Origin of the sequence: Variovorax paradoxus EPS (genome assembly GCF_000184745.1) — a bacterium.
GTDB classification, from domain to species: Bacteria; Pseudomonadota; Gammaproteobacteria; order Burkholderiales; family Burkholderiaceae_C; genus Variovorax; species Variovorax paradoxus_C.
Map to the genome: position 1 here is coordinate 1,317,097 of NC_014931.1, position 23,301 is coordinate 1,340,397.

Below are 23,301 nucleotides of genomic sequence, written 5' to 3' on the forward strand. Positions count from 1 at the left end.
AGCTAATAGCTCAAAAGCCACCCGACGCAAGTCGGGTGGCTTTTTTCGTTCTGGTGCTGCAACGGGCAAGGTGTTGGCAATGAGCACCATGTGTGTGCACCCCCGGGGAACCCCCGTGCGGGCACGCACCTTGCACTGCTAGCATGCCCGATCACTTTGTTTGCTAATGATTGCCTTTGTACTGCGCCGCCTGATCCAGGCCGTGATCGTGATGATCGCGGTCGCGTTCATTGCCTTCCTCTTGTTCCAATACGTCGGCGACCCCGTCGTGTTCCTGCTGGGTCAGGATGCCAAACCCGAGCAGATTCGTGAACTGCGCGCCGCCTTGGGGCTCGACCAGCCCTTCTTCGTGCAGTTCTGGCATTTCCTCGTCAATGCGGCCCAGGGCGAATTCGGCCTGAGCCTGCGCCAGGGTGCCAAGGTGTCGCGACTGATCGGCGAGCGCTTTCCGGCCACGCTCGAACTGGCGCTCGTCGCTGCCGTGCTGGCGCTCTTCATCGGCATCCCGATGGGCGTCTACACCGCCCTGCGCCGTGGCACCTTCATGAGCCAGGTGTTCATGACGGTCTCGCTGCTCGGCGTGTCGCTGCCCACCTTCCTGATCGGCATCCTGCTGATCCTCGTCTTCGCGGTCACGCTGGGCTGGTTCCCGAGCTTCGGCCGGGGCGAAACCGTGAAGTTGGGCTGGTGGACCAGCGGCCTCTTCAGCGTCGACGGCTGGCAACACATCGTGCTGCCGGCGGTAACGCTCGCGATCTTCCAGCTCACGCTGATCATGCGGCTGGTGCGCGCCGAGATGCTCGAGGTGCTGCGCACCGACTACATCAAGTTCGCACGCGCACGCGGCCTCTCCAATCGCGCCATCCATTTCGGCCACGCCCTCAAGAACACGCTGGTGCCGGTGATGACCATCACCGGCCTGCAGCTCGGCGGCCTGATCGCCTTCGCCATCATCACCGAGTCGGTGTTCCAGTGGCCCGGCATGGGCCTCCTGTTCATCCAGGCCGTGACCTTCGCCGACATCCCGGTGATGGCCGCCTACCTGTGCCTCATCGCGCTGATCTTCGTGGTGATCAACCTCGTGGTCGACCTGCTGTATTTCGTGGTCGATCCGCGTCTGCGCGTGGGCAAGGCGGGAGGGCATTGACCATGGCAGCAGCCACAGAAGCGGCGACGACAACGGCAGTCCCCCGCCTCAAGGCGTCGGGGCGGGCCTTCGCGAACATTGCGAGCTTCTACCCCGAGCTCACGGCTTTCCGCCGCGACCTGCACGCGCACCCTGAGCTCGGCTTCGAAGAGATCTACACGGCAGGCCGCGTGCGCGAGGCGCTGCGTGCTTGCGGCGTCGACGAGATCCACGAAGGCATCGGCAAGACCGGCGTGGTCGGTGTGATCCGCGGCAAGTCGACCGCGAGCGGCCGCATGATCGGCCTGCGCGCCGACATGGACGCGCTCCCCATGCGCGAGGACAACAGCTTCGGCTGGCGCTCCGCCCATGACGGCCTCATGCACGGCTGCGGCCATGACGGCCACACCGCCATGCTGGTCGGCGCCGCGCGCTACCTCGCCGAGACGCGCGATTTCGACGGCACCGCCGTGCTGATCTTCCAGCCCGGCGAAGAGGGCTTCGCCGGCGCGCGCGTGATGATCGAGGATGGCCTGTTCGACCGCTTCCCGGTCCATGCGGTTTATGCGATGCACAACTGGCCCGCGATGCCCGCCGGCACCGTCGGCATCAACCGCGGCGCGATGATGGCCGCGGCCGATCGCATCACCATCGAGATCAAGGGCAAGGGCGGCCACGGCGCGCACGCCTACCAGACCATCGACCCGGTGGTGGTCGCCGCGCACATCATCACCGCCGCCCAGACCATCGTCTCGCGCAGCGTGCGCCCCATCGATGCGGCCGTCGTCAGCATCTGCGCAGTGCAGGCGGGCGACCTCGGCGCGATGAGCGTGATCCCGGGCGAGGCCACGCTGGTCGGCACCGTGCGCACCTTCAGCGCGCGGGTGCAGGCCCAGGTCGAGCAGCGCCTGACCGAGCTGTGCACGGCGATTGCCGGCGGCTTCGGCGCCACCGCCACCATCAAGTACGAGCGCATCTACCCGGCCACCATCAACACCGCTCCCGAGGCGATGTTCGCGGCCGACGTGGCCGAGTCGCTGGTCGGTGCCAAGAATGTCGAGCGCAGCATGGAGCCCAGCATGGGCGCCGAGGACTTCTCCTTCATGCTGCAGAAAAAGGCGGGCGCCTACCTGCGCATCGGCCAGGACGTGCGCGAGGGCGCCTTCCTGCATAACAGCCGCTACGACTTCAACGACGAGATCCTGCCGCTCGGCGCCGCGCTGCATGCCGGCCTGATCGAGCAGGGCATGCCGCTTGCCGCTATCCGCAGCACGCAGCCAGGGAAAGCAGCCGCCACCGCGGCGTCGTGATGTGTTCGATTTCAACCCGAGGAGTGTCTCCATGAGTTTCAAGAAGAAAGCGGCCGCGGTCGCCGTCCTGTGCGCCCTGGGCGCCGTCAGCCTGGTCGCGAGCGCGCAGACCATCCGCATCGCGAACCAGGGCGACGCGCTGTCGCTCGACCCGCACTCGCTCAACGAGTCGCTGCAGTTGAGCGTCACCGCCAACGTCTATGAAACCCTCGTGGGTCGCAACAAGGACCTGAGCCTTGCACCGCTCCTGGCCACCAGCTGGAAGCAGACCTCGCCGAACGTCTGGCGCTTCGAACTGCGCAAGGGCGTGGTGTTCCACGACGGCACGCCGTTCACCGCCGACGACGTGGTGTTCAGCTTCGCGCGCGCCCAGGGCGACGGCTCCGACATGCGCGCCACGCTCAGCGACATCAAGGCCGTGCGCAAGGTCGGCGACCTCGCCGTCGAAATCGAAACCAACGGCCCGTTCCCGATCCTGCCCGACGTGATCTCGCTCACCATGATCATGAGCAAGAAATGGTGCGAGGAAAACCAGGCCACCAAGCCGGTCGACCGCCGCAAGGGCATCGAGAACACCGCCTCGTTCAAGGCCAACGGCACCGGCCCGTTCCGCGTGCGCGAGCGCCAGCCGAACGTGCGCACCGTGTTCACGCGCAACGGCACCTACTGGGGCAAGATCGACGGCAACGCGCAGGAGATCGTCTTCACGCCCATCGCCAACCCCGCCACCCGCGTGGCCGCGCTGGTCTCGGGCGAAGTCGACGTGATGGAGCCGGTGCCCGTGCAGGACATCGCGCGCATCAACGCCGCGCCCAACGCCCGCGTCATCACCGGCCCCGAAATGCGCACCATCTTCCTTGGCATGGACCAGAAGCGCGACGAGCTGCTGTACTCCAACATCAAGGGCAAGAACCCGTTCAAGGACAAGCGCGTTCGCCAGGCCTTCTACCAGGCCATCGACATCGTCGGCATCCAGCGCACCGTGATGCGCGGCGCCTCCAAGCCCACGGGCCTCTTGGTCGGCCCCGGCATCAACGGCTGGACCGCCGAGCAGGACAAGCGCCTGCCCTTCGACGTCGAAGCCGCCAAGAAGCTCATGGCCGAAGCCGGCTATGCGAGCGGCTTCGAAGTGACGATGAACTGCCCGAACGACCGCTACGTGAACGACGGCCAGATCTGCCAGAGCGTGGCCGCCAACCTCGCCAAGATCAACGTCAAGATCAACCTGGCCGCCGAGACCAAGGGCACCTACTTCCCCAAGATCCTGCGCCGCGACACCAGCTTCTACATGCTGGGCTGGACCCCCACCACCTACGACTCGCACAACGCGCTGAGCTCGCTCACCGCCTGTCCGGACGACAAGGGCACGGGCCAGTTCAACCTGGGTGCGTACTGCAATCCCAAGCTGGACGAGCTGACCAAGAAGATCCAGTCCGAGAGCGACAAGGCCAAGCGCAACGAGCTCATCAAGGAAGCCTTCAAGCTGCATGCGGACGACATCGGTACGCTGCCGCTGCATCAGCAGTCGCTGGCCTGGGGCGTGAGCAAGAAGGTCGAGCTGGTGCAACTGGCCGACAACTTCATGTACTTCAAGTGGATGAGCGTCAAGCCGTGATCCTGCTGGCCGCTCCTTCGGCGGCCTGACCATGGGCCCGCTTCTTGCGGGCCCATTCCTTTTTTTTCCTCACGATGAAAAAAACCCTTGCTCGCTGGCTCGACAGCGACGTCGGCTACAGCTTCCGGACTTCCCCGGTGGCGATGGCGGCGGCACTGATCGCGGTGGTCTGCCTTTTCTGCGCCGCGTTCGCCGGATGGGTGTCGCCGCACAACCCCTTCGACCTCGCCACGCTCGAACTCGGTGATGCCCGCCTGCCGCCCGCATGGAGCGCCGAAGGTTCTTCCAAATATCTGCTCGGCACCGATGACCAGGGCCGCGACATTCTCTCGGCCGTTATCTACGGCGCGCGCATCTCGATGATCGTGGGCATCGTCTCGGTGGTGCTGTCGGTCGTCGTCGGCGTGGTGTTCGGCCTTCTGGCCGGCTTTCTCGGCGGCTGGCTCGATTCGTTCCTCATGCGCGTGTGCGACGTGATGCTGTCGTTCCCGCCCATCCTGGTCGCGCTGCTCATCGCCGGCGTCGGCCGCGCGCTCTTTCCGGGCGCGCACGAGTCGCTCGCTTTCGGCGTGTTGATCATTTCGATCTCGCTCACGGGCTGGGTCCAGTACGCACGCACGGTGCGCGGCTCCACGCTGGTGGAGCGCAACAAGGAGTACGTGCAGGCCGCGCGCGTCACCGGCGTCGCGCCGATCCGCATCATGCTGCGCCATGTGCTGCCCAACGTGATGGGGCCGGTGATGGTGCTGGCCACCATCCAGGTCGCGACCGCGATCATCACCGAGGCCACGCTCTCGTTCCTGGGTGTCGGCGTGCCGCCGACCTCGCCCTCGCTGGGCACGCTCATCAGCATCGGCAACCAATACCTGTTTTCGGGCGAGTGGTGGATCACGGTGTTCCCTGGCCTGATGCTGGTGCTCATTGCACTCAGCGTGAACCTGCTGGGCGACTGGCTGCGCGACGCGTTGAATCCGCGCCTGCGCTGAAGAGAAAAAGGACAACGCCACCATGACGCTGCTCCAGGTCCAAGACCTCGTCGTCGAGTTTCCGCACCGCCGCGGCACGCTGCGCGCAATCGACCGCATTTCGTTCGACATCGCGCCCGGGGAAATCCTCGGCGTTGTGGGCGAATCGGGCGCGGGCAAATCGCTCACGGGCGCGGCCATCATCGGCCTGCTCGAACCGCCGGGCCGCGTGGCCGGCGGGCAGATCCTGCTGGAGGGGGAGCGCATCGACAACCTGAGTTTCGATGCGATGCGCCCCATCCGCGGCCGCAAGATCGGCGCGATTTTTCAAGACCCGCTGACGTCGCTGAACCCGCTCTACACCGTGGGCCGGCAACTCATCGAGACCATCCGCGCGCATTTGCCCGTGACCGAATCCGAAGCCCGCAAGCGCGCCATCGGCCTCTTGCAGGACACCGGCATTCCCGCGGCCGAACAGCGCATCGACCACTTCCCGCACCAGTTCTCGGGCGGCATGCGCCAGCGCGTGGTGATCGCGCTCGCGCTCGCGGCCGAGCCCAAGCTCATCGTGGCCGACGAGCCGACCACTGCGCTGGACGTGTCGATCCAGGCGCAGATCATTCAGTTGCTCAAGCGCATCTGCAAGGACCGCGGCGCGGCCGTGATGCTCATCACGCACGACATGGGCGTGATCGCCGAGACCTGCGACCGCGTGGCCGTGATGTATGCGGGCCGCATCGCCGAGATCGGCCCAGTGCACGAAGTGATTCATCAACCCGCGCATCCCTACACCTCGGGCCTGATGGCGTCGATTCCCGACATGGCGAGCGACCGTGAACGGCTCAACCAGATCGACGGCGCGATGCCGCGGCTCAACGCCATTCCGAACGGCTGTGCCTACAACCCGCGCTGCCCGCGCACCTTTGCGCGCTGCCTGACCGAGCGGCCCGAGTTGCTGCACGCGGGCGCCACGCGCGCCGCATGCTGGCTGCACGATGCGGCCGATCCGCATGCGGGCCAGGCCGAGATCGCGGCGAAGCACCACGACGCGCTCGCGGCCGGCGAACGCGCCACGCCCGAGGCGGCCGAACCCATCGTGGAGGTGACGCGATGAGCGCCGTGATCGAACCCCGCAAGGACCCTGCAACCGGCGAGCCGCTCGTGGTCGCGCACGACCTCGCGCGCACCTTCGACGTCTCGCCGCCCTGGCTCAACCGCGTGCTCGAACGCAAGCCGCGCGTGCTGCTGCATGCGGTGGACGGCGTGAGCTTCTCCATCGAGCGCGGCAAGACGCTTGCGCTGGTGGGCGAATCGGGCTGCGGCAAGAGCACCGTCGCGCGCCTCCTGGTCGGCCTCTATGCGCCCACGCGCGGCGGCCTGCAGTTCGACGGGCAGGACGCGCATGCCGCGTTCAAGACGCCCGAAGGCCGCAAGTTGCGCCGCCGCATCCAGATGATCTTTCAGGACCCCTACGCGAGCCTGAACCCGCGCTGGATCGTGGAAGACATCATCGGCGAGCCGCTGCGCGAGCACGGCATCCTCCGCGGCAAGGCCGAGCTGCGCGAGCGCGTGGGCGAGTTGCTCAAGTCGGTCGGCCTCTCGCCGCTGGACATGAGCAAGTACCCGCACCAGTTCTCGGGCGGCCAGCGCCAGCGCATCTCGATTGCCCGCGCGCTCGCTACGCAGCCCGAGTTCCTGGTGTGCGACGAGCCCACCTCCGCGCTCGACGTGAGCGTGCAGGCGCAGGTGCTCAACATCATGAAGGACCTGCAGCGCGAGCAGGGCCTGACGTATCTCTTCATCTCGCACAACCTCGCGGTGGTGCGCCATGTGGCGGACCAGGTCGGCGTGATGTACCTGGGCCGGCTGGTCGAGGTGGCGGACAAGCAGAAGCTCTTCGCCGAGCCGCAGCATCCATACACCCGCATGCTGCTCGATGCGATCCCGCAGATGAAGCACACGGGGCGCCAGCGCACGCCGGTGCAGGGCGAGGTGCCGAATCCGCTGAACCCGCCAACGGGCTGTGCGTTTCATCCGCGCTGCCCGCATGCGAATGCGCGCTGCTCGGCGGAGCGGCCGAAGCTGCTGGGCATCAAGGGGGTGCAGGTGGCGTGCCATGCGGTGGAGGAAGGCCGGCTGTGACGGTCGGCCATCCGGTCGAATGGCCGGAGGGCTTTCCTTACCGGCCGCACCTGCGCTTCTGTTCGCTCGGCAACGAGAACGTGGCCGAGGTGATGGAGAGCTTTCGCATCGCCTGCGAGCGGCTGGGCTGCACCACCTCTGTCGAGGCCACGCCGAGCGTCGACAACGCCGACATCAATCTCTTCTTCTTCGCGATGGGCCTGGGCCTGCCGTCCAACGAGGACTTGCCGCCCAACGCCATCGTCGTCAATTTCGAGCCGGCGTTGCCCGAGTTGCTGGCGGAAATGCCTGGCTATCGCCGCCTGCTGCAGCGGGCCTGGGTGTGGGAGTACAGCCTCGAGAACCTGATGCATCACCAGACGCTGGGCATCTTGAGGTCCGACTACGTGCCGCTGACTTTCGAGCCGCAGGCGACACCCGTGCTGCCCGAGGACCAGGTGCTGCCCGACGAAGCGCAGGACATCGACGTCATCTTCTTCGGCGAGACCATGCCGCGGCGCCTTGAGGTGCTGCGCGCGTTGGAAGCCTCCGGGCTGCGCGTGGCCTATCCCATCGGAACGGCCTGGACGCCCGCGCAGCGCGATGCGCTGCTGCCGCGCGCCAAGGTCGGCCTGAACATGCGCAAGGCCGACCGCACCGCCACGGCGGAAGTGCCGCGCCTGTCCATTCTTCTGCGCAACCGCAAGGCGGTGGTGTCCGAGCTGTATCCCCATTCGGAGATACCTGCGGCACTGCGCGATGCGGTCGAATGCTGCCCGAAAGACGAACTCGTGGAGCGGGTGCGCGCCCTGGTGGCCGATGCCCCGCGGCGGCGCGCGCTCGAACAAGCCGGGCCCTTGGCGCTGATGCGCCTGCCGCCCCAGCGGGACGTGCTGGCCGGGGCGCTGCGCCGCTATCTCGCCGCTACCTCTCAGCGCCTGATCGGCAATCAGGCCGTGGTGGCCGACTCCGGGGCCGCCGTGTCGGTGCTGATGGTCACGCGGAACGACGAAGCCGATGTGGTCGAGGCACTCGCCTCGATGGCGGCCCAGACGCTGACCCCGCATCGGATCATCGTGGTGGACGACGCATCGACCGACGGCACGGTGGCGCTGATCCGCGACCGGATGCGGGTCGATCCGCGTCTTTCCGGGCTGTTGCTGCTCCAGGCTTCCACGCCGATGGGTTGGGCGGCTGCGGCGCAATGGGGGCTCTCGCAGGCAGAAGGCGACGCGCTGGCGCTGTGGTCGCCGGCCACGCCGAGCGAGCCGAACCGCCTGCGGGTGCAATCCGCTTTCCTGCAGGCGTCGCCGGCCGTCGGCGCGGTTGGCGCCCGCAGCACGTCCGGGCCTCTGCCGGAGATGCATGCGCAGATCCTGGCCGGGATGCTGATCCACCTGCCGTCCGACCAGCAGCCCATGGCGATGGGCAGCCTGATGCTGGCATTGCCCCGCATCCGGCAGCGCGGCTTCGGATTCGACGCCACGCTCGGCGAGTTCGCGTGGATGGGGCTGCTGCTGGAACTGGTGCGCGATGGTGCCTTGCTGGCCAACCTGAATGTGGAGTTGATCGGCGGTCCGAAGACGCGGGAACGATCCGAACCGACGGCCGCGCAGGTGATCGCCCTGGCCCATGTGCGCGAGCGCTTGCTGCCTCTGGTTTTTCCGGCTTTGCCGTCGAGCGATGCACAGCGGCTCGCGCGGCTTTATGGGCAGGAATGGGCGCCCGACGCATCGGATGCCACCGCCTTGTTGCGTGACATGGCCACCGCCTGCGAAGGCCGCCGCGACCCGCTCGTCGCCACCGTGCTGCGCGGCGAATGCCTGCGGGTGCTCGATGTGTACGCACAGAACGCTCGCCTGGCACCGGGCTACGTCAGCGGGCTGATGGCGGAGCCCCTGCTGCGCGACTTCCTGGCCCCGCTGGGTGAGCGCATCTACAGCTTCGAGCCGCACGGCACTTCATGACTTGAACGTGCGTGTGCCTAAACGCACAGCCAGGATGTCGCAGCCGCTGCAAAGTGCCGCGGCAGACTTCGAAGAGACCATGACAAGCAAGACGATCTTCTCCCTACAGTCCCAGCCGATGACATCCGTTCCTGCGCCCGGGCGCCGTGGCTTTCTCATGGGATCGGCGGTGGGCGCGACGGCTGCGCTGGCATCTCTCGCGGGCCTGTCGCAGGCGGCCGCCGCTCTGCCTTCACGGCGGATGCCCGTCATCTTCATCGGCCATGGCACGCCCATGAATGCCATCGCCGACAACGCTTTCACGCGCCGCCTCTCCGCATGGGGCAAAGAGCTGCCGCCGCCAACGGCCATCCTGAGTGTTTCGGCGCACTGGCTGAGCCGCGGCGCCACGGGCGTCGGGGTGCAGGCGAGGCCGAAGACGATCCACGATTTCGGCGGTTTCCCGCAGGCCTTGTTCGATGTCGACTACCCCGCGCCCGGCCATCCGGCACTGGCGCGCGAAACAGTCGGAGTGGTGAAGCAGTCGCCGGTGATCGCCACCGACCAATGGGGGCTCGACCATGGCACCTGGTCGGTGCTCAAGCACCTCTACCCGAAGGCTGACGTTCCCGTCTTCCAGCTCAGCATCGACTACGACAAGCCGGCCGCCTTCCACTACGCGGTGGGCCGAGACCTCGCGGCGCTTCGTGACAAGGGCGTGCTCGTGATGGGCAGCGGCAACGTAGTGCACAACCTGCGCGCCACGGACCGCGGAACGGTCGATGGGCCGAAGGCGAGCCGCCCGTGGGCGCAGTCCTTCGACGACGCGGTGAAGTCGGCGCTTGCGGGTCGCGACGACCGCGCGCTGATCGGCTATGAAAAGCTGGAAGGCGCATCCACCGCGGTGGCCACGCCCGATCACTACTTCCCGTTCCTCTACGCCCTCGGCGCCGCCGGCACTGGCGAGCGCGCGAAGACTGTCTACGAGGGATTCCAGTCGGGCACGCTAAGCATGCGCTGCGTGCAGTTCGGCTGAAGGCTTACTGCTCTTCGCCCCACGAAAAACCATCGCGCGCAATCATCGCGCTCGATGCGCTCGGACCCCAGGTGCCGGCTGCGTAGGGACGCGGGCCGCCGTCCGATGCCCAGCTGTCGATCAGCGGCTCGACCCAGCGCCATGCCTCTTCCTGCTCGTCGCTGCGCACGAACAGGTTGAGGCGCCCGTCGATCACGTCGAGCAGCAGGCGCTCGTAGGCGCCCACGCGTTCGGCGCCGAAGCGCTTGTCGAAGTCCAGGTCCAGCTGCACCGGCGCCAGCTGCGCGGCGGCGCTCTGGTTGCCGTTGCGCTGCCGGTTGTCCTGTGCCTGCGCGAGCATGTGCAGCTCCAGGCCGTCCTTGGGCTGCAAGTTGATCACGAGCTTGTTGACGTTGCCCGCGGGCGCGCGATAAATCGCATGCGGCGTTGGACGGAAGTTCACCTCGATGCGTGCATCGCGCGAGGCCAGGCGCTTGCCGGTGCGGATGTAGAACGGCACGCCGGCCCAGCGCCAGTTGGCGATTTCGGTGCGCAGCGCGACGAAGGTCTCGGTGCGGCTTTCGGGGTCGACACCGGGCTCGTCGCGGTAGCCCTGCACCCGCTCGCCGTAGGCCGTGCCCGAGGTGTACTGGCCACGGATCGCATGCAGGCTCAGGCTCTCGGGCGTCCAGGGCTTGAGGGCACGCAGCACCTTGAGTTTTTCGTCGCGGATCGCGTCGGCGTGCGAGTTGATCGGCGGCTCCATGCCGATCGCGCACAGCAACTGCAGTGCGTGGTTCTGAACCATGTCGCGCAACGCGCCGGTCTGGTCGTAGAAGGCGCCGCGCTTCTCGACGCCCAGGTCTTCGGCAATGGTGATCTGGATGTTGGCGATGTGCTCGCGGCGCCAGATGGGCTCGAAGAGCGCGTTGCCGAAGCGCATCGCGAACAGGTTCTGCACCGAGGGCTTGCCGAGGTAATGGTCGATGCGAAAGACCTGCTTTTCCTCGAGCACCTTGCCGACTGCGGCGTTGATGGCGCGGTTCGAGGCGAGGTCGTGGCCCAGCGGCTTCTCGAGCACGATGCGGGTCCTGGGGCCATTGAGTCCGGCCGCTGCGATCTGTTCGACCACCTGTGTGAAGAGGGCGGGCGCCGTGGCCACGTACATCACGACCGTGGAGGCATCGCGCTGCTTGAGCAGGTCGGCCAGTTTGGCGTAGTCGTCGGGCTTGGAGAGGTCCATGCGCAGGTAATGCAGCATCGACGCGAACTTCTTGAACTCTTCCGGGGAGGGGCGCTTGGCGCCTTCGACCGCGCTGAAGCGCGACTGGATCAGCTCGCGGTACTGGTCGTCCGACAGGTCGTCCCGCGCCACGCCGACGATGCGTCCGTCCTGCGGGAGGCTGCCGTGCCGGAAGGCCTGGAACAGCGCGGGCATGAGTTTGCGCCACGCGAGATCGCCAGTACCGCCGAACAGAACGAGATCGAAGCTCATGAAAAACTTTCCTTTGTCTGAGTGCCTGGAGACGTCCGGGCAGGGCCGGCACGCCAGTCGCGATGGTACTTGTACCGATTCCCGCGACCTGTACTAAAGCTACGCTGCTCTCAAGCCGCAAGGCTTTTTTTTATGCATGAAGCAGGAAAACTCCAAATGAAGAAGCTTTTTTGCGCAGCCGCATTGCTGGGCCTGTCGGCCGCCGCATCGGCACAGACCGTGAACGTGATCTGCTCGGTCCAGGCCGAATGGTGCAACGTGATCTCCACCGTCTACGCCCGCACCACGGGCGTTCGCATCAACATGGCCCTGAAGGGCTCGGGCGAGGCGCTGGCCCAGCTGATCGCCGAGAAGGACAACCCCAAGACCGACGTCTGGTTCGGCGGCACCGGCGACCCGCACCTGCAGGCGGCCGAGCAGGGCCTCACGCTCGAATACAAGTCGCCCACGCTCGGGCAACTGCACCCCTGGGCCCAGCAGCAGGCCAAGCAGTCGGGCTACAAGACCGTGGGCATCTACTCGGGGCCGCTGGGCTTCGGCTACAACCCCGAGCTGCTCGCCAAGAAGAAGCTGCCCGTGCCCAAGACCTGGGTCGACCTGCTCAAGCCCGAGTACAAGGGCGACATCCAGGTGGCCAACCCCGCGTCGAGCGGCACGGCCTACACCATGATCGCCACGCTGGTGCAGCTCATGGGCGAGGACAAGGCCTTCGACTACCTCAAGGCATTGCACAAGAACGTGGGCCAGTACACCCGCTCGGGCACCGGCCCGATCAAGGCGGTGGCGCGCGGCGAAACCGCGATCTCCATCAGCTTCGTGCACGACGGCCCGGGCGAGAAGATGCAGGGCTTTCCGGTCGAGACCATCACGCCGAGCGACGGCACCGGTGCCGAGATCGGCTCCATGAGCATCATCAAGGGCGCGCGCAACCTCGACGCCGCCAAGAAGTTCTACGAATGGGCGCTCACGCCCGCCGCGCAGGAACTGGGCGCCGCCAACAAGCAGTTCCAGCTGCCGAGCAACGCGGGCGCCAAGCTGGACCCGCGCATCCCTGATTTCAAGAAGATCAAGTTCATCGACTACGACTACGCCAAGTACGGCGCCAGCGCCGAGCGCCGGCGCCTGATCGCGCGCTGGGAGAAGGACGTCAACTCGCTGCCGCGCTAAGGGAAGCGATGCAGGCGTCTTCCACCGGCGGCGCGCCGGTCAACCCGGCGTCCGTGGCGGCGGCCCGGCGCGCGCAGCGCTGGATCTGGGCATGGGTCGCGCTGGGCTTTGCGGCGTACCTGCTGCTGCCTTGGTACGCCATCCAGGACGCGACCTGGTACGAAGCCGTTCCGCAGGTCTTCGGGCAGGCGGAGGGCGCCAATGGCCTGATGCAGGCCACGACGCAGGGGCGTAGTTGGCTCTTCATCGGTTTGGCGGGTCTCTTGATGTGCGCAGTCGGTGCGTGGTTGCCGGCGGGCCGGGGCCAGGGACGCTGGCTGCTGGCGGGCGGGGCGATCGGCGCCATCGGACTGTCGGTCGCTGGCTTCACCATCGGCGCGCGCGGCTGGAGCGTTGTTGCGCTCAACACGCAATTCGGCGAACTGGCGATCAATCAGTTCGGCATCGGCGCGGGCGGCTTCGTCGCGCTCACGGCGCTCGTGCTGCTCGCGGCCTTCGGCGTCGCGCGGCTCGGGCTCTTCAAGGGCGATCTCTTCGTCGCGGCTGCGGTCATCGGCTGCGGCGTGTTGATGGCGCTGTTCATCGCCTATCCGGTGAGCAAGGCGCTGTCGGGCGCGTTCTTCAATGAAGACGGGCAATGGTCGATCGGCGCCTTCATCGCGCGCGTGTTCACCGAACGCATCTGGGGCCTGGGTTGCCTCGCGGGCGGGGTGCGCTGCGGCGTGGCGTGGAACACGCTCGTGCTGGCCTTGCTCACCGCGGCCGGCACCACCTTCCTCGGCACGCTGATGGCGCTCATGGCCGAGCGCGGCAGCAAGCGCGGGCAGGGCGTGCTGCGGGTACTGGCGCTGCTGCCGATCATCACGCCGCCGTTCGTGGTGGGCCTCGGCCTCATCCTGCTGTTCGGCCGCGCCGGCATCGTCAACCAGATGCTGGAGAACCTGTTCGGCATCGAGCCGACGCGCTGGTTCTACGGCATGCCGGGCGTGCTGGTGGCGCAGCTCTTCGCCTTCACGCCCATCGCCTTCATGATCATGCGCGGCGTGGTGCAGGGCATTGCGCCCAGCCTGGAAGAAGCCGCGCAGATGCTGCGCGCCGACCGTCGCCGCACCTTCTTCACCATCACGCTGCCGCTGCTGAAACCCGGGCTGGCCAACGCCTTCCTGGTCGGCTTCATCGAGAGCATTGCCGACTTCGGCAACCCGGTGGTGGTGGGCGGGCAGTTCTCGGTGCTCTCGACCGACATCTTCTTCGCCATCGTCGGCGCGCAGTACGACCAGGGCCGCGCGGCCTCGCTCGCCTGGGTGCTGACGCTGTTCGCGCTCGGCGTGTTCGCCTTGCAGCGCGGGCTGCTCGGCAAGCAGAACTACACGACCGTAAGCGGCAAGGGCGATGCAGGCATCGCGATGGCGCTGCCCGACGGCGTGCGCCGCACCATCTACTGCATCGCGCTGCCGTGGATCGCGTTCACCGCGGTGGTCTACCTCTTCGCCTTCGCGGGCGGCTTCGTGCAGACCTGGGGCCGCGACTACAGCTTCACGCTCAACCACTTCAAGAACGCGTTCGCGCTGGAGTGGGGGCAGTTCGGGCTGGTGTGGGCGGGCACGGCGTGGAACTCGCTCATCACCACGCTCAAGCTCGCGGGCATCTCGGCCCCGATCACCGCGGCACTCGGCTTGCTGATTGCGTGGCTGCTGGCGCGCAACGAGTTCAAGGGCCAGGGCATCTTCGAGTTCGGCGCGCTGCTGGCCTTCGCCATTCCGGGCACGGTGCTCGGCGTGAGCTACATCCTGGCGTTCAACGTCCCGCCGCTGGAGCTCACGGGCACCGGGCTCATCATCGTGCTGTGCTTCATGTTCCGGAACCTGCCGGTGGGCGTGCGCGCCGGCACCGCGGCCTTCAAGCAACTGGACCGCTCGCTCGACGAAGCCTCTCTGATGCTGCGCGCCTCGACCTCGCAGACCTTGTTCAAGGTGGTGCTGCCGCTGCTCAAGCCCGCGCTGGTGGCCGCGCTGGTCTATAGCTTCGTGCGCGCGATGACAACGGTGAGCGCGGTGATCTTCCTGGTCACCGCCGAGAACGAGCTTGCCACCACGTACATCATCGGCCGCGTCGGCAATGGCGACTACGGCATCGCGCTCGCGTACTGCACGGTGCTCATGATCCTGATGTCCCTGGCGATCGCGCTGGTGCAGTTCGTGGTCGGGGAGCGCAAGCTGGGGCGGCGCGGGGCTACGCCGCCGCATCAGGGACATCACAAAATGGAAAGCCTGGCTACACCATGAATGGCATCGAATTCCGCAACGTCACCAAGCGCTACGGCACCGACAAGAGCGGGCCGATGGCCGTCAAGGGCATTAGCTTCGAAGTACCCGTGGGCACGCTCACGACGATCCTCGGCCCTTCGGGCTGCGGCAAGACGACCACGCTGCGCATGATCGCAGGGCTCGAGTCGCCGACCTCGGGTTCGATCTTCATGGGCGGGCGCGATGTGACGACGCTCGGCCCGGCCGAGCGCAACGTGAGCATGATGTTCCAGAGCTATGCGCTGTTCCCGCACATGAACGTGATCGAGAACGTGGGCTATGGCCTGCGCATGAGCGGCGTGAAGAAGGACGAGGCCACGTCGCGGGCGCGTGAAGCGCTCCGGGGCGTGGGCCTGGTGGGCTTCGACGAGCGCCTGCCGAGCGAACTCTCGGGCGGCCAGCAGCAGCGCGTGGCGCTCGCGCGCGCGCTGGTGCTCGAACCCGCGGTGCTGCTGTTCGACGAGCCGCTCTCCAACCTCGACGCGCGCCTGCGCCGCGAGATGCGGGAGGAAATCCGCGCGCTGCAGCAGCGCCTGAAGCTCACCGTCGCCTACGTCACGCACGACCAGAGCGAGGCGCTGGCCGTGAGCGACCAGATCATCGTGATGGACCACGGCGTGATCGCCCAGCGCGGCACGCCCGAGCAGCTCTACGGCCGGCCCGAGAGCGAGTTCGTCGCAGGCTTCATGGGCGAGGCAATGGTGTTCCCTGGCGTGGCGGAGGCCGACGGCAGCGTCACGCTCGGTCCGCTGAGCCTCAAGCCGCGCCACGCGGTCGCGCCCGGCACGGTGAAGGTGGCGGTGCGGCCCGAAGCATGGGAGATCGGCGCGGCCGATGGCTTGCCCGCCATCTTGCGCAAGGCCGCCTACCTCGGCAGCTTCTACGAATACGGCTTCGACACCACGCTGGGCCCGGTCTTCGTGGTCTCCACCGACTTGTCGCAGCCCCTGGCCGCGGGCGCGCAGACCACGCTGTCGTTGCGCGCCCATGGCGTGAGCGTGGTGCCGGGCGCATGAAACAATCGCGCCATGAACTTGGTTTTCGATCTCGGCGCCGTGCTGATCGCATGGGAGCCCACGCGGCTGGTGCAGGCCCATCTCGCGCAGCACGCGCCCACTGAAGCCGCCGCGGTGGCGCTCGGCAGGGCGCTCTTCCACCACGACGACTGGACCAGTTTCGATTGCGGCACGCGCACGCTGGACGATGCCATCGCCCGCATGGCGGCGCGGCTCTCGCTGCCGGCGGATCGGCTTCACGCGATGCTCGGCAACCTGGGCGAGCGCCTCGAAGCCATCGAGGTCACCGTCGACATGCTCGAGCAACTGTTTGCCCACCGCGAAGCAGGGCAGCCGCTGCGTCTTTATTACCTGTCGAACATGCCGGCGCCGTATGCGCGCGCGCTCGAGCGGCGGCATGCGTTCATGCGCCGCTTCGACGGCGGCGTGTTCTCGGGCGATGTGAAGTTCATCAAACCGGATCGTGAAATCTTCGAGCTGCTCGCGGTGCGCCATGCGCTCGACCCAGCGACGACGGTGTTCATCGACGACTCGGCCCCCAACGTCGAGGCGGCGCGCGCCTTCGGCTGGCAGGCGATCCACTGCACCGCGCCGGACATGCTGCCGGCGCAGCTCGCGCGCTATCTGCCGGTGAGCACCACCTTGTCGGCGTCGAAGCCGAGGCTTCGCGCGTAGTCCAGCTCGACCTGCAGCGTCGCGTCGTCCAGGCGCGGCGCACGCGACAGCACCCAGAGGTACTCGCGGTCGGGCGTGCCGACCAGCGCCACTTGGTAGTCGCGGTCGAGCTTCAAGATCCAGTAGTCGCCCCAGACGACGGGCAGCCAGCTCAGCCATGCGGGCGCGAAGCGCACTTCGAGGCGGCCCGCGCCGGGCTGGCCGGCCACCGGCACCACGCGCGCCGTGCCGATGGCTTCGTTGAAATTGCCGTCGGCCCGCACACAGCGGTTGACCACCTGCACGGTGCCATCGGGCTGCGGCGTGTATTCGGCGGTCACGGGACCCGAGCAGCTTTTCTGAAAGCGGTTCGGCAGCCGCGCCTGCTCGTGCCAGATGCCGGCATAGCGCTGCAGGTCGACCGGCGCCACCACCTGCAGGGGCGCGCGCATCAGCGGCGCGCCGTCGGGCGGGCCGGCCACCTGGGCGCGGGCGGTGCGCGCGGCCCCCATCGCGAGCCAGGTCGCGAGGCCGCCCACGACGAAGGCCGTGGCCATCGCGCCGATCGCCTGGCTGGTGCGGCGGTCATCGAAAGGCCGGCCGGCGGGGTCTGCGACGGGGCGTCGTTGGCGAGGGGACATGAGGGGGCTCCTGGAGGTAAGACGTTCTGCGCAGGTCCTGGACAAGACTCGCTTGACGCTCAGGGTAGCCCTGGCCGGTGGCCGCATGCCGTCAGCCACGGACCACAGCCCCTGTAGGGCAGGGCGGCCGACAACCCTGCGGGCAGAAGGCCGATGGAACCTCGCGAAAACCCGTGCTACGGTGCGCATGAAAACATCGGCCGCCGCGCAACTGCGTGCAGGACTTGTCACAACCCGCACTGGATAATTGATTTCATGAACCAACTCGATGCCCTCCGCCAATGGACCACTGTCGTCGCCGACACCGGTGATTTCAAGCAACTCAGCATTTCCAAGCCGCAGGACGCGACCACCAACCCGTCGCTGATCCTCAAGGCCGTTCAGAAGCCCGAATACCGCCCCCTGCTCGACGAGATCGTGAAGAAGCACGCGGGCAAGCCGCTCGATGAAGTCATCGACCGCCTCCTGGTGAACTTCGGCACCGAAATCCTCCAGATCATTCCGGGCCGCGTCTCCACCGAAGTCGATGCGCGCCTCTCGTTCGACACCGCCGCCACCATCGCCCGCGGCGAGCGCATCGTGGCGCTCTACAAGGCCGAAGGCATCGACACCGAGAAGCGCCTGCTCATCAAGGTCGCCTCCACCTGGGAAGGCATCGAGGCCGCGCGCCAGCTCGAGCTGAAGGGCATCCGCACCAACCTCACGCTGCTGTTCTCGTTCGCGCAGGCCGTGGCCTGCGGCGCCGCGAAGGTGCAGTTGATCTCGCCCTTCGTGGGCCGCATCTACGACTGGTACAAGAAGTCGGCCGGCGCCAAGTGGGACGAAGCGGCGAATGCGGGCGCCAACGATCCGGGCGTGAAGTCGGTGCGCGAAATCTTCAACTACTACAAGCAGCACGGCATCAAGACCGAGGTGATGGGCGCGAGCTTCCGCAACGTGGGGCAGATCCAGGCGCTGGCCGGCTGCGACCTGCTGACCATCAGCCCCGAGCTGCTGGCCGAGCTGGCCGCGAGCAACGAGCCGCTCGAACACGCGCTCGACGCCAAGGCCGCCGCCAAGGGCGACGCCAAGAAGGTGACTTACGACGAAGCCGGCTTCCGCTTCGCGCTCAACGAAGACGCGATGGCAACCGAGAAGCTCGCCGAAGGCATCCGCGCCTTCGCGGCCGACGCCGTGAAGCTCGAGAAGCTGATGCAGGAAAGCGGCAAGTAAACATGGCAGTGACCCACGTGACCCAACGCTGCGACCGTGCACCGGCCTGGGCGCAACTGCAGTCGTATTTCGAGACGGCGGGCCGCCAGTTCGACGTGCGCCATGCCTTCGTGGACGACGCGGGACGCTTCGAGCGATTCAGCCAAGAGGCGCCGTATGTGTTCGCCGACCTGTCGAAGAACCTGATCGACGCGCGCACCGAAGAACTGCTGCTCACGCTGGCCCGCGAATGCGGCCTCGAAGCGCACCGCGACGCGATGTTCGCGGGCGAGCACATCAACAACACCGAGGACCGCGCCGTGCTGCACACGCTGCTGCGCGCGCCGGCCGATGCGAAGGTCGGCAAGACGGCCGACAAGCTGCGCGAAGTGCACGAGACGCTAGCCGCGATGCTGGCCTATGCCGAGAAGGTGCGCGGCGACCACACGATCACCGACGTGGTCAACATCGGCATCGGCGGCTCCGACCTCGGCCCGCAGATGGCGGTGCTGGCGCTCGCCGAGTTCGCTGCGCCGGGCAAGCGCTTTCACTTCGTCTCGAACGTCGATGGCCACGAGCTCGCGGGCGTGCTGCGCGACCTGGCGCCGGAGCACACACTGTTCCTGATCGCCTCGAAGACCTTCACCACGACCGAGACGATGACGAATGCGCTCTCGGCCAAGCGCTGGTACGAGCAATCGGGCGGCAACGACATCGCCGGCCACTTCGCCGCGCTCACGACGAATGTCGAGGCCGCGAACAAGTTCGGCATCGACACCACCTTCGGCTTCTGGGACTGGGTGGGCGGCCGCTATTCGCTGTGGTCGGCCATCGGCCTGCCGATCGCGCTGGCCATCGGCGCCGACGGTTTTCGCCGGCTGCTCGCGGGAGCGCATGCGATGGACGAGCACTTCCGCACTGCGCCGCTTGCGCAGAACCTGCCGGTGCGGCTGGGCCTGCTCGATGTCTGGTATCGCAACTTCCACAAGTTCACGAGCCGCAGCATCGCGCCGTATCACAGCGCCCTGAAGCGCGTGCCGGCCTACCTGCAGCAGCTGGAGATGGAAAGCAACGGCAAGCAGGTCGATGCGAGCGGCAAGCCCGTGGCATTCGGCACCTCGCCGGTGCTCTGGGGCGAGCCCGGCACCAACGGCCAGCACGCCTACTTCCAGATGCTGCACCAGGGCACGGACGTGACGCCGCTCGAATTCGTGGCGGTGCGCGATGCGGCGCACGACCTCGAAGGCCACCACCCCAAGCTGCTGGCCAACGCGCTCGCGCAGGCGCAGGCGCTGATGGTGGGCAAGCTGGACGAAGGCGGCCACAAGAACTTTCCGGGCAACCGCCCGAGCAGCTTCTTCGTGTTCGAGAAGCTCACGCCCGAAGCGCTCGGCGCCTTCCTTGCGATGTACGAGCACCGCGTGTTCACCAGCGGCGCGCTGTGGGGCATCAACAGCTTCGACCAGTGGGGCGTGGAGCTGGGCAAGGTGCTGGCAAAGGACATCGAGCCGCGCCTCGCCTCGGGCGACATCATGGGGCTCGACGCCTCTACGGCGGGTTTGTTGAAGCGCCTGAGCTCCTGAAGTGTCAGGCCGCGGCGGTTTCCGCGGGCGCCCGCACAGGCGCTCCACCGCTCGCCATCCGCACGCACAGGTCGAAGGCCTGCTGCAGCCCTTCGATCTGCGCGATGCCCTTGCCGGCAATGTCGAAGGCGCTGCCGCTGGCCGACGTGGCCACGGGCACGGGCAGTCCGCCATGCAGCGTCACGCCCTGCTCGAAGCCCATGAGCTTCATCGCGATCTGGCCCTGGTCGTGGTACATCGACACCACCGCATCCACATCGCCGCGGCGCGCGCCGATGAACACCGTGTCGGGCGAGAACGGGCCGCGGGCGTCGTAGCCTTCGGCGCGCAGCTTCTCGATGGCCGGCGCGATGATCTCGATTTCTTCCATGCCGATGGAGCCGCCGTCGCCCGCATGCGGGTTGAGCCCCGTCACCGCGATGCGCGGCTGCGCGACGCCCGCGCGGCGCAGGGCAGACGCGATGATCTTCACGGCGTCGCCCACGCCCTCGACCGTGATGTGGCTCGCCACGTCCTTCAGCGGAATGTGCGAGGTCACGCGCGAGGTCCACAGCGACCCGGTGAGGTTGAACTCGCAGACGAAGCCGGTCACCGCAAAACGCTCCTGCATGTAGCGCAGCTCGTCCTCGTGCGTGAGGCCGCCCAGGCGCAGCGAATGCTTGTTGAGCGGCGCAAAGAGGATTGCATCGGCCTGACCGCGCCGCACGACCACGGTCGCATATTCGAGCGCCTCGAACGAGGCCCGGCCAGAGCGCTCGTTGGATTCGCCGAGCACCGGCGCCTCGCCCTCCATCCAGTCGCGCAGGTACAGGCTGGGCCGGCCGTCCTCGAAGCGCAGTTCGTCCAGGCTGTCGACCTGCAGCGGATCGAGCTTCACGCCCGCCACGCGCTCGCCCTCGGCCAGCACGGCCGGGTCGGCGATCAGCAGCACGCGCGCGGCGTCCAGGTTGCGCTGGCGCGCGAGCAGCTTCACGGCCATCTCGGGGCCGACGCCGCTGGGGTCGCCCAGCAGCACGACGATGCGGGGCTTGGCGGAGATCACGCTCGGGGTTTTCGTTTGCGTTGACATGGGCATGCGTTGTGGAGGTTGAAGTGAGTGGGCGGAGGAAGGCGGCCTCATTCGGCCTTGATGTTGGCGTCGCGCACGAGCTGGCCGTAGTGGTCGAACTCCTGCTTGTTCATGGCCGCGAACGGGTCGCCGGTCAGCGCGCCGGGCTCGCCGCCCAGGGCCTTGATGCGCGCCTGCACATCGGCGAGCTTCAGCGTGCGCACCAGCTCGGCGTTCAGCTTGTCGACCGCGGGGCGAGGCGTGCCGGCTGTCACGTAGAGGCCGTACCAGGTGGACACGTCGGCGCCCTTGATGCCCTGCTCGGCGAGCGTCGGCACGTCGGGCAGTTCGGGCGAGCGCTGCGGCGCGCTCACCGCGAGCGCGCGGAACTTGCCGGCCTTGATCTGGCCCATGGCCGACGAGGTGCTGTCGAACATCATGTCGACCTCGCCCGAAATGATGTCGATGTGCGCCTGCGAGCTGCCCTTGTAGGGCACGTGGATCGACTTCATGCCGGTGGCCAGGTTGAAGGCCTCGCCGCCCACGTGCTGCGTGCTGCCGATGCCGGACGACGCGTACTTGAAGCCGCCGGGCTTCGCGGCCATGGCCGCCACGAGCTCCTTCACCGATTTGTAGGGCGAGTTGGCCGACACCACCAGCACGTTGGGCATCACGGCGACGAGGCCGATGGGCGTCAGGTCCTTCAGCGGGTCGTACTTGAGCTTGAGGATGTGCGGCGCCACCGCCTGCGCGGTGTTGGTGGCCAGCAGCAGCGTGGCGCCGTCGGCCGGTGCGCGCGCGGTGAGTTCGCCAGCGATGGTGTTGGATGCGCCGGGGCGGTTCTCCACCGTCACGGGTTGCTTCAGCACCGGCGCGAACTTGTCGGCCAGCACACGCGCGAGGATGTCGGTGCCGCCGCCGGGCGAGGCGCCGACCATGATGCGCACCGGTTTGTCTGGGTAGTTCGGCTGGGCGCCGGTGGTCGCCGCAGCCAGTAGCGCCATCGCGGCAATGCCTGCCGCGCGGGCCAGGAAGGAAAGCTTCATCGGGTTGTCTCCTGCTTTGTTTGGCCCGAGCCTACGGAGCTTCCTCCTCGCAATCCAATCGTAAAAGTCCTGAGCTTCATATACTTTTGTGCATGACCGATGCGACCCAGGGCCTCTCCGACACCTCGCTGATGCTCCATGTGCGGCCGCGCCAGTTGCTCCTGCTGGCCCGGCTCGATGCCCATCGCCACCTCGGGCGCGCGGCCGAAGCCATGAACATCAGCCAGCCCGCCGCCACCAAGCTGCTGCAGCAACTGGAAGATTCGCTCGGCGAAAAGCTCTTCGAGCGCCTCGCGCGCGGCATGGAGCCCACGCCCTATGGCGAGATCCTCATCCGCTACGCCCGCCGCGTGCTCAGCGACTTCGGCACCGCCCGCGAGGAAATGCTCGCGCTGCGCTCGGGCCTGAGCGGCGCGCTGCGCGTGGGCAGCGTGCCCGGCGCGGTGCCCGAGCTGCTGGCGCCGGCGCTGGTGGAGTACCACCGCCGCCATCCGCAAGTGGCCGTGTCGGTGATCGTCGAAACCAGCGACGTGATGCAGGCGCAACTGGAGCAGGGCGACGTCGACCTCGTGCTGGGCCGGCTCACCGACAGCCACGACGAGGCGAAGTACGCGAGCGTGCCGCTGCTGGGCGAATCGCAGGTGGCGGTGGTGCGCGCGGCGCACCCGGTGTTCGAGCGCAGCGCCCCGGTCACGCTGGCCGAGATGGCGGGCTGGTCGTGGGTGCTGCAGCCGCCCGGCTCGCCGCAGCGCGGGCGCTTCGAGGCGGCGATGCGGGAGGCGGGCATCCAGGCGCGGCTGGACATCATCGAAACGGCATCGCCCATCGCCATCACCGCGCTGCTGGAGAACTCCGACATGGCGGCCGTGATGCCGGCCTCGCAGGCCGATCACTACGCCCGGCTCGGCGTGCTGCGCACCGTGCCGGTGGAGCTGCCGGTGCGCGTGCCGCCGATCTGCCTCATCACCCGGGAAGACCGGGCGCTCTCGCCGGCGGCCGCGCAGTTCAGGCGCCAGTTGCTGGGCGGCGGTACCTGAAATTGGCTTGAGGCCTTTG

The 23,301-nt window shown here is 67.5% G+C and carries 19 protein-coding genes; 15 read left to right on the top strand and 4 right to left on the bottom strand.

The annotated features are described in order from the left end of the window. The first annotated feature begins 166 nt into the window (after positions 1-166). The 8 genes from VARPA_RS05840 (at position 167) to ygiD (ending at position 10,119) form a co-directional block, all read left to right on the top strand. A complete protein-coding gene (locus tag VARPA_RS05840; protein WP_013539635.1) occupies positions 167-1,147 on the top strand; it encodes an ABC transporter permease in 981 nt (326 codons plus the stop codon). A gap of 2 nt (positions 1,148-1,149) precedes the next feature. Continuing rightward, entirely contained in the window at positions 1,150-2,436 is a 1,287-nt protein-coding gene (locus tag VARPA_RS05845) for a M20 aminoacylase family protein (RefSeq protein ID WP_013539636.1), read from the top strand. Between the two features lie 31 nt (positions 2,437-2,467). After that, positions 2,468-4,051, top strand: coding sequence for an ABC transporter substrate-binding protein (locus tag VARPA_RS05850; protein WP_013539637.1), 1,584 nt, complete (start codon positions 2,468-2,470; stop codon positions 4,049-4,051). A 74-nt stretch (positions 4,052-4,125) separates the two neighbouring features. Then, positions 4,126-5,037: an ABC transporter permease gene (locus VARPA_RS05855; RefSeq protein WP_013539638.1), complete on the top strand. Its 912-nt coding sequence runs from the start codon at positions 4,126-4,128 to the stop codon at positions 5,035-5,037. A gap of 22 nt (positions 5,038-5,059) precedes the next feature. Then, complete coding sequence (locus VARPA_RS05860) at positions 5,060-6,130, top strand: ABC transporter ATP-binding protein (RefSeq protein WP_013539639.1); 1,071 nt, start codon at positions 5,060-5,062, stop codon at positions 6,128-6,130. Beyond that, on the top strand, positions 6,127-7,158 hold the full coding sequence (locus tag VARPA_RS05865; RefSeq protein ID WP_013539640.1) for an ABC transporter ATP-binding protein: 1,032 nt from the start codon (positions 6,127-6,129) through the stop codon (positions 7,156-7,158). Before VARPA_RS05860 ends, VARPA_RS05865 begins: the two co-directional genes overlap by 4 nt. Beyond that, a complete protein-coding gene (locus VARPA_RS05870; protein WP_013539641.1) occupies positions 7,155-9,104 on the top strand; it encodes a glycosyltransferase family A protein in 1,950 nt (649 codons plus the stop codon). Before VARPA_RS05865 ends, VARPA_RS05870 begins: the two co-directional genes overlap by 4 nt. Before the next feature lie 118 nt (positions 9,105-9,222). Beyond that, the gene (gene ygiD, locus VARPA_RS05875) at positions 9,223-10,119 is read left to right on the top strand and encodes a 4,5-DOPA dioxygenase extradiol (RefSeq protein WP_234974958.1); all 897 of its coding nucleotides are present in this window, start codon (positions 9,223-9,225) and stop codon (positions 10,117-10,119) included. A gap of 4 nt (positions 10,120-10,123) precedes the next feature. Here the strand turns inward: ygiD and zwf are convergent, their stop codons facing one another. Continuing rightward, positions 10,124-11,593, bottom strand: coding sequence for a glucose-6-phosphate dehydrogenase (gene zwf / locus VARPA_RS05880; protein WP_013539643.1), 1,470 nt, complete (start codon positions 11,591-11,593; stop codon positions 10,124-10,126). 156 nt (positions 11,594-11,749) lie between these two features. On the opposite strand from zwf, the gene VARPA_RS05885 reads away from it, so the two are divergent. The 4 genes from VARPA_RS05885 to VARPA_RS05900 are packed head-to-tail and all read left to right on the top strand — an operon-like array spanning position 11,750 to position 16,757. Then, entirely contained in the window at positions 11,750-12,760 is a 1,011-nt protein-coding gene (locus VARPA_RS05885) for an ABC transporter substrate-binding protein (RefSeq protein ID WP_013539644.1), read from the top strand. An 8-nt stretch (positions 12,761-12,768) separates the two neighbouring features. Continuing rightward, complete coding sequence (locus tag VARPA_RS05890) at positions 12,769-15,045, top strand: ABC transporter permease (RefSeq protein ID WP_013539645.1); 2,277 nt, start codon at positions 12,769-12,771, stop codon at positions 15,043-15,045. After that, positions 15,042-16,082 (top strand): ABC transporter ATP-binding protein, encoded by a 1,041-nt coding sequence (locus tag VARPA_RS05895; protein ID WP_013539646.1) that lies wholly within the window; start codon positions 15,042-15,044, stop codon positions 16,080-16,082. The genes VARPA_RS05890 and VARPA_RS05895 overlap by 4 nt, the downstream gene beginning before the upstream one ends. A gap of 12 nt (positions 16,083-16,094) precedes the next feature. Next, a complete protein-coding gene (locus tag VARPA_RS05900) occupies positions 16,095-16,757 on the top strand; it encodes an HAD family hydrolase (protein ID WP_013539647.1) in 663 nt (220 codons plus the stop codon). Here the strand turns inward: VARPA_RS05900 and VARPA_RS05905 are convergent. After that, the gene (locus tag VARPA_RS05905) at positions 16,703-17,377 is read right to left on the bottom strand and encodes a lipocalin family protein (protein ID WP_013539648.1); all 675 of its coding nucleotides are present in this window, start codon (positions 17,375-17,377) and stop codon (positions 16,703-16,705) included. The genes VARPA_RS05900 and VARPA_RS05905 overlap by 55 nt on opposite strands. Positions 17,378-17,632: 255 nt before the next feature. Here VARPA_RS05905 and tal point away from each other — a divergent pair, with 255 nt between their 5' ends. Then, positions 17,633-18,589, top strand: coding sequence for a transaldolase (tal, locus tag VARPA_RS05910; protein ID WP_013539649.1), 957 nt, complete (start codon positions 17,633-17,635; stop codon positions 18,587-18,589). Positions 18,590-18,591: 2 nt separating this feature from the next. Next, positions 18,592-20,151 (top strand): glucose-6-phosphate isomerase, encoded by a 1,560-nt coding sequence (pgi, locus tag VARPA_RS05915; RefSeq protein ID WP_013539650.1) that lies wholly within the window; start codon positions 18,592-18,594, stop codon positions 20,149-20,151. A gap of 4 nt (positions 20,152-20,155) precedes the next feature. On the opposite strand, the gene VARPA_RS05920 is transcribed toward pgi, so the two are convergent. Both VARPA_RS05920 and VARPA_RS05925 read right to left on the bottom strand, forming a co-directional pair. Then, on the bottom strand, positions 20,156-21,220 hold the full coding sequence (locus VARPA_RS05920) for a 4-hydroxythreonine-4-phosphate dehydrogenase PdxA (RefSeq protein WP_013539651.1): 1,065 nt from the start codon (positions 21,218-21,220) through the stop codon (positions 20,156-20,158). Between the two features lie 47 nt (positions 21,221-21,267). Next, entirely contained in the window at positions 21,268-22,245 is a 978-nt protein-coding gene (locus tag VARPA_RS05925) for a Bug family tripartite tricarboxylate transporter substrate binding protein (RefSeq protein ID WP_013539652.1), read from the bottom strand. 92 nt (positions 22,246-22,337) lie between these two features. On the opposite strand from VARPA_RS05925, the gene VARPA_RS05930 reads away from it, so the two are divergent. Next, entirely contained in the window at positions 22,338-23,282 is a 945-nt protein-coding gene (locus VARPA_RS05930; protein WP_013539653.1) for a LysR family transcriptional regulator, read from the top strand. The last annotated feature ends 19 nt before the right edge of the window (positions 23,283-23,301 follow it).